Below are 1,775 nucleotides of genomic sequence, written 5' to 3' on the forward strand. Positions count from 1 at the left end.
AATTCTTCAATGATGGCAGGCTCATTGTCGCAAATAGCTAAATTTAGCATATAATATATCTTCTCTCATAACAAGTTTACACTTCTAAAATGCCTAAAAATTTTTTTGTATCTAATTGCTCCCATGGAAGATTTAATTCAGTTCTCCCAAAATGTCCATAAGATGCTACCTGTTCATAAATTGGCCGGCGGAGTTTAAATATATCAATTATTCCTGATGGTGTAAGATCAAAATTATTATAAATAAATTCTGCAAGCAGTTCATCATCTTTTTTACCTGTTCCAAATGTATTAACATTAACAGAAACTGGATTTGCGATTCCTATGGCGTAGGATAATTGTACCTCACATTTTTCTGCTAATCCCACTGCAACAATATTTTTAGCAAGATATCGTGCCATATATGCTGCTGATCTGTCCACTTTTGTACAGTCTTTTCCTGAAAAGGCACCACCACCATGATGTGCACATCCACCATACGTATCTACAATAATTTTTCTTCCTGTAACTCCACTGTCTCCATGTGGACCACCAATCACAAAACGTCCTGTTGGATTAACATACACATTTGTATTATCATCCATCAATCCCTCTGGTATTATATCTTCAATCACATATTTAAGAATATCTTTATAAATTTTATCTTGGCTAATATTTTCATCATGTTGCACTGAACATACAATAGTGTCTATTCTTTTTGGTATATTCCCATCATATTCAATAGTCACTTGCGTTTTTCCATCTGGCCTCAAATACTTCAATCTTCCACTTTTTCTAACATTTGATAACTGTTTTGATAATTTATGTGCTAACACAATCGGAAGGGGCATATACTCTTTGGTTTCATTTGTCGCATATCCAAACATCATTCCCTGATCCCCAGCTCCAATTTCAGCTTTATCTTTTTTTACTTTAGCTTCCAATGCTTCATTTACTCCCAAAGCAATATCTTCTGACTGTTTATCTAAACATACAATAATTCCACAGGTATCTGCATCAAAGCCATATTTTGAATCATTATACCCAATTTTGCGAACCGTATTTCTGACAATACTAGGAACATCAATGTTAGCATTTGTTGTAATTTCACCCATGACAAGCACTAAGCCCGTAGTTATACATGTTTCACACGCAACACGACCATAAGGGTCTTTTTCCATAATAGCATCCAAAATAGCGTCTGAAATTTGATCACATATTTTATCTGGATGTCCTTCGGTGACAGATTCTGAAGTAATTAATTTCTTTAACATATCTCTTCTCCTTTTTAATTTTGTATTTCAGCCATTATGTACCAAAATCTACATTGCTTTTTTCTTATAATACATAAAAAACTCCTTAATTTTTTATATCTGCTATAACTTGTAAATTAATTGTCACATTTTGTTCGATGCAGGCTATATATAGACCTATATTTTCAAATTAGCGGTTACACTATATCTATAATTAGGACTATATATAGGAGGTGTTCGATGACTTCTAATCAAGCTGTCTGTAATAGAATTGCCGATTTGTGTAAAGAACAAGGCATTACTTATTATACATTAGCATGTCGTGCTGCTATTCCACAGTCCACCTTAAAAAATATTTTTCATGGAACTAATCCTACACTTTCTACTATTAGTAAAATATGCAGTGGCTTTGGCATAACAGTAAGTGAATTTTTCCAAGCAGATTATTTTTTGATATGTGAAGATGATTAATTTTGAAGAAAGGTATGAACTATATGCTAAATTTAGCTATTTGCGACAATGAGCCTGCCATCATTGAAGAATT

The 1,775-nt window shown here is 33.0% G+C and carries 2 protein-coding genes; one reads left to right on the plus strand and one right to left on the minus strand.

The window, feature by feature from the left end:
- Nucleotides 1–76 precede the first annotated feature (76 nt).
- A complete protein-coding gene (gene metK, locus DWZ38_RS21900) occupies nt 77–1,252 on the minus strand; it encodes a methionine adenosyltransferase (RefSeq protein WP_117846393.1) in 1,176 nt (391 codons plus the stop codon).
- Between the two features lie 219 nt (nt 1,253–1,471).
- Here metK and DWZ38_RS21905 point away from each other — a divergent pair, with 219 nt between their 5' ends.
- The gene (locus DWZ38_RS21905; protein ID WP_117846394.1) at nt 1,472–1,702 is read left to right on the plus strand and encodes a helix-turn-helix transcriptional regulator; all 231 of its coding nucleotides are present in this window, start codon (nt 1,472–1,474) and stop codon (nt 1,700–1,702) included.
- The last annotated feature ends 73 nt before the right edge of the window (nt 1,703–1,775 follow it).

The sequence above is a fragment of the Ruminococcus sp. AF31-8BH genome (assembly GCF_003460605.1).
Classification (GTDB): Bacteria; Bacillota; Clostridia; order Lachnospirales; family Lachnospiraceae; genus Blautia_A; species Blautia_A acetigignens.

Excerpts from the sequence above, each read along its gene's own strand:
- metK (WP_117846393.1), bottom strand. The coding sequence starts at position 1,252 with ATGTTAAAGAAATTAATTACTTCAGAATCTGTCACCGAAGGACATCCA.
- DWZ38_RS21905 (WP_117846394.1), top strand. The coding sequence starts at position 1,472 with ATGACTTCTAATCAAGCTGTCTGTAATAGAATTGCCGATTTGTGTAAA.